Here is a 5,986-nt window from a genome sequence, read left to right as displayed (position 1 = left end):
ACAAGTATCAATCGAACGAAAATACATATCTGCCGACTCCACTTCGCCATTTACTAGAACAAAGAGTAGAAATAAGTGCATCATAGCAACATTATAAATAAACCGCCGACCATGGCAGAAACTACAAAAAGTCCTACAGTAAAAATGAAGGCTAATTGCTTTAATTGCTCTGCTCTTTCCATCGCAGCTTTCTGTCGTAGCAGTTGTTGTCTTTCTCGCTCTCGTTTTGCTTCGGACTGAAACTTTAACCAATCATCCCAAAGTCCGGGGCGACCAACATATATCATTAACTGCTGTAGTTCTTTCTCTTGTTCTTTAATTTTCTCAAGCGCAAAAAATTCCTCAATGTCAGAACGATTTCCTTTTGAGTTCAGTTTCTTTTGTATTTTGTTTTTATTGTCAAAGTATGAAGACGCGGCACTGCCAGCGTCATAAATTTCTTTACCGTTTGCGATTGTCTGCTTTATAATTGCAAAGGCGGCATTCGCAGCGGCTAACTCGGCTAACATGAAAGTATCTCTTCATACCGCTTGTGAAGAATATCACAGTACAAGTAGTATAAAGTAACGAAGCTGCAAAGTCAAGAAGTTTTTTTCTATCCCCACTGTAAAGCCATTGCTGCTGCGATTCCAAAATAAGTAACGGAACGTTCGTGCCCAGAACCACCACCAAGTCGCGATTGCCCAGTATCGGACTGATTTGCCCAACGGGGCTTGCCGTCCACCCAGCGGGGTTCGACATATTCGCTAGAAACTAGGGCAGGTAAGTTTCGAAGCCATAAACCTGTCTTCTTTGAAGCATCTTCTCCAAAATCATAGGGTTGTACATATTGAGGCTTGGGCATAAAATCAAGTCGAGTACTAATACATCCTACAGGATTCTCGATACACATATGTTTTACAGGAGCTTTCCACAACTTTTCGATAAATTTTAAACTTTCCTCGGTTTTGAGAGCGCGCTCTGGTTGTCGCTTGTTCCAATGTAGTCCCGAGGCCGCTAGATAGGTACAGGGTGGATGTAAAATTGCCATATCCCACGAATTTTCATACAAAACTTTTACCACATCGTCGACAATATGAGGGCCGGGAGCTTCTGTTGGTAGTAAGTCGCACGAGATGGCCTCATGACCCATTGCCAAGAAACAATCACGAACAACGCCGGAAAATTCACATCCAATTAATATTTTCATACAAGTATTATACTTCAATTTTTTGAAATTGTCAATAATTTTTTGCAATCCCGCAACAATTTGCTCTGAAAAAGCCTTTTTGAAATTTTATAAAGTTGTACGTGCGGGGGAGCGCAGCCGCTCTAAATGAGAATGAGTCTCATTACCGCCCCCTCCTGGCATTTTATGTGACTTGCGGAACGATCGTTTTTTTATGCGAAAATTATATTTACTATCGATTTTTTTCATTACAATTCTTCGCTCAATTTGCTATGCTTACCTGGCTGAACGGAAACACAGAAACACGCAAAATTGATACAAAATAATACTTGCACTTTCCGCTCAATTTGCTAGAATGTACTTACTGACTAGGCGAGAGCCTCTCACTAAACCTAAATGATAATCATTCTTATTGGAGAATACTATGACAGACTACACAAAAGAAATGCTTGGCGCTATGGTCAAAGCCGCTCCTCTTAACCTCGATTCTGTTAAAGCGTTAATCGCTACAGACAAGGCTTTTAAAGGCGTGTCGGTTTCTACGCAATCAATCATCGCGAAGGCGAAAGCGGAAGGCATAGAATATATCGCCAAAGCACCCGCTGCTAAGCGCGCAAAAGGCGCGACAAAAACGCAATTGGTTGATGCAATTGCAAAAAAGACCAACGCCAAATTGAGCGGGCTAGAGAAGGCTACCGCTCAGAGCTTGGCGAACTTGCTCGACTCACTCTCAGGCTCTTAGATTGGATTGGTGCAGCGGCTCTTGCCGTTGCACCTTTCATCATCGAGACACCCGAAGGAAAAACATTAGCAGCGGTAGGATTGAGCCTTCTCACACTACAAGCGACTCGCACTAGGACTTACAATCTAATCGCGCTTAATATTATTGGAATTATAGGTTATTTATCATGATTTTTACTATCTTCGATCTTGACGGCACTATCATCAACAGCGATCATCGCAAACTCACGCGAGCCGATGGTTCAATTAATCTCAATCACTGGCGCGAGAATTGCACACGCGAGAAAATTTTCGCCGATACTCTACTACCGCTTGCGAATCACTGGCGAGCTGTTCAAGATATCCGCGACAATTTCATCATCGTTTGTACCGCTCGCGTTATCGGCGAAGCAGATATCGACTTCTTAAAATCGCACAATTTGCGTTATGAATTTATGATCTCACGCACAGAAGGTGACAAGCGCGGCGATGCGATGATGAAATTCTGCAAGCTATACGAGCTTGCTACTAATCTCTCGCTCTCTTGGCGCGGGTTCGCTTCACGATGCGAAATGTTTGACGACAATCTAGAGGTCATCGACTTGCTCTCTGCATCGGGTATAATGGTAAATAACGCAACAGCCTGCAATGTTAGGGAGTCACTATAATGGTTTTTGAAATCACGAGAGCAGCGCATTACAAGGGGCAAAAATCGCCCGATCTTCGCAAGAAAATAATCATGGTACTCGATACCGAAACAGCCGATCTCACTGGTTCGGTTTACGATATCGGCTACACTCTCGCTCATAAAGACGGAAAAATTTTACTCTCTCGCAATTGGCTTGTCGAAGAAATTTTTACCGATGCAAAAAAGATGATGGGCGCATTTTATGCAGAGAAACTTTTCTCTCATTATGCCCCCATGCTACAGAGCGGTGAAATTCAATTGACGCCTTGGTCAACAATCATCGAAACAATGCGAGCCGATATTTTCGATTATGGCGTTGATATTATTGCCGCTTATAATCTGCCATTTGATAATCGCGCAATGCGTAACACTCATGCATCACTAGGTTATACTGATAAGATATTACCTTATGCGCTTGACCAGCTTTGCATTTGGCAATTTGTTTGCGAGACGAAACTTAATACTCGACTCTATAAAGACCTAGCAAAAGAAAAAGGCTGGGTTAGCGAGGCAGGCAATATACGCACAGGGGCAGAATATGCATATCGCTTTTGCGCGGGTGATTGGGGATTCATCGAAGATCATACCGCTTTGAGCGATGCGATTATCGAGACCGAAATTCTAGCGCGATGCTTTGCTACTGGCGCAAAAATTCCCTACAACAAAAAATCTGCAATGCCTTGGAGAATTGTTAATGCCTAGCACGAAAAAATTACTAGCGGAATTAAACCGCTTGGTTGAGAACAATAGCGACTCGCTCGCTATTGTTTTTGAGGGCAGGGATTCGGCAGGAAAGAGCGGCACAATTAAAATGCTCACGAAATATCTGCCACCTAATCTATTCTCAATTGAGCATTCAAAAAAGCCTACTAAGCGAGCAATGAAAAATTGGTTCGGTTATTGGAATAAACGGTTACCACAGCGCGGGCAGGTTAGATTCTTCGATCGCTCATGGTACTCTCGCGCATTGGTACAGCGCGTGAATGCATGGTGTAGCGAGAAACAAGCGCAAAATTTTCTAGCGAATGTTTGCGATTGGGAACAACAAACTGGAACGCGCATTATTAAATTCTATCTTTCAATATCGAAAGAAGAACAGGCGGCACGATTAAACGAGCGAAAAAAATCGCCTCTCGTTTACTGGAAATTTTCCGCTAACGATAAACTCGCGCTCGACTCTTTCGATCGCATGACACTTGCGAAAGAAGATGCGATCGGCACTGATTGGATTGTAATTGACTACAATGACAAACGGGCAGGGCGACTCGCTTTATTGGAACGATTAATTCAGGAACTCAAAAATGGACAATAACTTTTTCACTGGCTTACTTTTCCTTTTCGTTTTTGGTATGGCATTTTATTTACCAATCGGTTTTTTACTTTCATTCTAAAACACACATTCCAGAAAATCCGTCTCGCACATAAAATGCCAGGCGGATTTTTTTTGTCCGCCAAATCCCAAATGAGAATCATTCTCATTTGGCGCGCCGATTTATAACACCCATTCCAGAACCCATGTTTCACGTGGAACATCGCGCTCGCAAAAAAATCGCCCAAGCCCTTGATTTTATTAAAATTTTGGCGCGCGGGCGCCAGTGCGAAAGCGAAGTGGAATTACGATGGTGTTGCCCGCGCCATTGTACCAAACCGAGCGGGGTTTGTCAAGTCTTTTTTTGACATTCGGTGAAATTAGTCCCGAAAGGGCAGGTCTTTATAACGACCCCGTGACAATTTGTTGTCAAACAAATCTTTACACCTGGTGCAAAAATATATCTTGACACTCAAGGTGCCAAGTGTTAAAATTATAAATAGGAGGAAGTACCTATGGAAAAGAAAGTATGGAAAAGGTGGGAGCTTGAAGACGAGTATCGCCTGGTAGAACTAAGGGTGACAGGAGCTCAATACAGTGAGATTGCGCAAGCCCTGGGCAGGTCTTTAGACTCAGTGAAGAAAAGAGCTGCCCATATGCAGAAATTAAAGACATTTGCAGAATATGCAGAGGAATTTGGAATTAATTATTAGCGCCGAAAGTGCAAAGTCGAAAAACGATACAAAATGGTGGGCGGCGCCGATTATAGCAAACCTCCACGGGGTTTGTCAAGTCTTTTTTTAATTTTGTACAATTTAATTCGGCGGGGCAGGTCTTGTGTGACCCCGCAACACTTTGTGACCCCGCAGAGACCCCGGCGGGGTCGATATGTGTAAAAAAGTTGACTTTTTACACATATTGAAGCAAATATGAGTAATTTTTTGAAAAATTACCCATATGACGGATAATTCGAGATAATTTTGGCCAATGGTAGCAAAAAACAGTTGACAAAAACCCCGCGTCGGCCCCCGGAATTAGGGTGCGTTCCCTGCCCGTCCATGCCTCAAATATATCTTGACGAAGTGGTAGAACTTTAGTATAATATATACATTCTTAAAAAAGGAAGAAAATTTATGAAGACAAAGTATGTTGTCTGGACAGGAGGTGCTCATGAAACCTTCTACAACAAAGAAAATGCCCTGGCAGTAGCAGATTACTGGGAAGAGCTAGGATACGAAGATGTGGAAGTAGAAGAGTGGGAGGAGGAAGAATGAGAGACAATTTACTTGAGTTAGTCGACGAAGGCTGGTTAAACAACAGAGAAGTTTTAATCGCTTGTATTAAGTACATGAGCGAAGATGAAGTAAAAGATATGATGGAAGTAAACGAATACACTGATCTTTGGACACGATATCAGGAGTGGATAGCCGATGACTAGTATGAAAGACTGTGATGACCTAATCACTGAATTAGTAAAGAAATGGAAAGCAAACCAGGAAGGCTATACTAACTATGCTGAGATATGTGGTAGACTCATGGCATTGTTAGGAGATGCAGCCTACAACCACCCAGAAGTTTATAGAATGCTACAGGACCGACATGCTAGAATTGGAAGTAATTAGTAAAGAATGGAATAAGCATGAGTTAGAAGCGTGTATACAATCAATGATATATGCTTGGAATGTACTGGAGGTAAAGAACAAAACAAGAGTGATGGTAAAGTTTCTCCCTGCCCATAGCACTTATGTTGGGTTGACGGAACAGGAGCGATTGAAAGAGTACACAATTAGAATGTACTACAATCCTGAAGGTATTGATGCAATGATGAAGACTGCAATGCATGAGATGGTTCATGTAGCACAGTTTCGAAGTGGAAAGCTTCGCTATGAACCCGCTATGGTTTGGTATGACGGAACGATGGACAGTGATGACCTAGCATATCTTGATGCTCCCTGGGAGAAAGAAGCATACGCTATGGAAGAGTTGCTTTTTAAACAAGTGATGAAGCCCTCTTAGGAGGGTTTTTTCTTATGTGTTGAAAAAAATTCTTGACAATTTTAAGAAAGTTTAGTATAATATACACATACTGAAAAAAGGAGAC

General features: G+C 42.3%; 10 protein-coding genes. 8 read left to right on the top strand and 2 right to left on the bottom strand.

The features are described 5' to 3' along the window. Positions 1–80: 80 nt before the first annotated feature. Positions 81–509 carry a hypothetical protein gene (locus tag AC1QQ2_RS13540; RefSeq protein WP_479713516.1) on the bottom strand — a complete coding sequence of 143 codons (429 nt, stop codon included), beginning with the start codon at positions 507–509 and terminating at the stop codon, positions 81–83. Positions 510–595: 86 nt separating this feature from the next. After that, positions 596–1,237 carry a hypothetical protein gene (locus AC1QQ2_RS13535; protein ID WP_479713515.1) on the bottom strand — a complete coding sequence of 214 codons (642 nt, stop codon included), beginning with the start codon at positions 1,235–1,237 and terminating at the stop codon, positions 596–598. A gap of 355 nt (positions 1,238–1,592) precedes the next feature. Between AC1QQ2_RS13535 and AC1QQ2_RS13530 the strand changes: the two genes are divergently transcribed. The 8 genes from AC1QQ2_RS13530 (at position 1,593) to AC1QQ2_RS13495 (ending at position 5,901) form a co-directional block, all read left to right on the top strand. Next, positions 1,593–1,910: a hypothetical protein gene (locus AC1QQ2_RS13530; protein ID WP_479713514.1), complete on the top strand. Its 318-nt coding sequence runs from the start codon at positions 1,593–1,595 to the stop codon at positions 1,908–1,910. 166 nt (positions 1,911–2,076) lie between these two features. Continuing rightward, positions 2,077–2,556 (top strand): hypothetical protein, encoded by a 480-nt coding sequence (locus AC1QQ2_RS13525; protein WP_479713513.1) that lies wholly within the window; start codon positions 2,077–2,079, stop codon positions 2,554–2,556. Then, complete coding sequence (locus tag AC1QQ2_RS13520) at positions 2,556–3,278, top strand: hypothetical protein (RefSeq protein WP_479713512.1); 723 nt, start codon at positions 2,556–2,558, stop codon at positions 3,276–3,278. The genes AC1QQ2_RS13525 and AC1QQ2_RS13520 overlap by 1 nt, the downstream gene beginning before the upstream one ends. Beyond that, entirely contained in the window at positions 3,271–3,888 is a 618-nt protein-coding gene (locus AC1QQ2_RS13515; protein ID WP_479713511.1) for a polyphosphate kinase 2 family protein, read from the top strand. Before AC1QQ2_RS13520 ends, AC1QQ2_RS13515 begins: the two co-directional genes overlap by 8 nt. A gap of 512 nt (positions 3,889–4,400) precedes the next feature. Continuing rightward, entirely contained in the window at positions 4,401–4,598 is a 198-nt protein-coding gene (locus AC1QQ2_RS13510) for a hypothetical protein (RefSeq protein WP_479713510.1), read from the top strand. Between the two features lie 420 nt (positions 4,599–5,018). Then, complete coding sequence (locus AC1QQ2_RS13505) at positions 5,019–5,159, top strand: hypothetical protein (RefSeq protein ID WP_479713509.1); 141 nt, start codon at positions 5,019–5,021, stop codon at positions 5,157–5,159. Continuing rightward, positions 5,156–5,323 carry a hypothetical protein gene (locus tag AC1QQ2_RS13500; protein ID WP_479713508.1) on the top strand — a complete coding sequence of 56 codons (168 nt, stop codon included), beginning with the start codon at positions 5,156–5,158 and terminating at the stop codon, positions 5,321–5,323. The genes AC1QQ2_RS13505 and AC1QQ2_RS13500 overlap by 4 nt, the downstream gene beginning before the upstream one ends. A 161-nt stretch (positions 5,324–5,484) precedes the next feature. Beyond that, positions 5,485–5,901: a hypothetical protein gene (locus AC1QQ2_RS13495; RefSeq protein ID WP_479713507.1), complete on the top strand. Its 417-nt coding sequence runs from the start codon at positions 5,485–5,487 to the stop codon at positions 5,899–5,901. Positions 5,902–5,986: the final 85 nt, after the last annotated feature.

Source organism: Aestuarium sp., from assembly GCF_023253315.1.
Taxonomy (GTDB): domain Bacteria; phylum Pseudomonadota; class Alphaproteobacteria; order Rhodobacterales; family Rhodobacteraceae; genus Marivivens; species Marivivens donghaensis.
This window is presented reverse-complemented; position numbering and strand designations above follow the sequence as displayed.

Bases quoted from the DNA above. Each gene is read 5' to 3' on its own strand.
- AC1QQ2_RS13540 (WP_479713516.1), bottom strand. From the start codon at position 509: ATGTTAGCCGAGTTAGCCGCTGCGAATGCCGCCTTTGCAATTATAAAG.
- AC1QQ2_RS13530 (WP_479713514.1), top strand. From the start codon at position 1,593: ATGACAGACTACACAAAAGAAATGCTTGGCGCTATGGTCAAAGCCGCT.
- AC1QQ2_RS13525 (WP_479713513.1), top strand. From the start codon at position 2,077: ATGATTTTTACTATCTTCGATCTTGACGGCACTATCATCAACAGCGAT.
- AC1QQ2_RS13520 (WP_479713512.1), top strand. From the start codon at position 2,556: ATGGTTTTTGAAATCACGAGAGCAGCGCATTACAAGGGGCAAAAATCG.
- AC1QQ2_RS13515 (WP_479713511.1), top strand. From the start codon at position 3,271: ATGCCTAGCACGAAAAAATTACTAGCGGAATTAAACCGCTTGGTTGAG.
- AC1QQ2_RS13510 (WP_479713510.1), top strand. From the start codon at position 4,401: ATGGAAAAGAAAGTATGGAAAAGGTGGGAGCTTGAAGACGAGTATCGC.
- AC1QQ2_RS13505 (WP_479713509.1), top strand. From the start codon at position 5,019: ATGAAGACAAAGTATGTTGTCTGGACAGGAGGTGCTCATGAAACCTTC.
- AC1QQ2_RS13500 (WP_479713508.1), top strand. From the start codon at position 5,156: ATGAGAGACAATTTACTTGAGTTAGTCGACGAAGGCTGGTTAAACAAC.
- AC1QQ2_RS13495 (WP_479713507.1), top strand. From the start codon at position 5,485: ATGCTAGAATTGGAAGTAATTAGTAAAGAATGGAATAAGCATGAGTTA.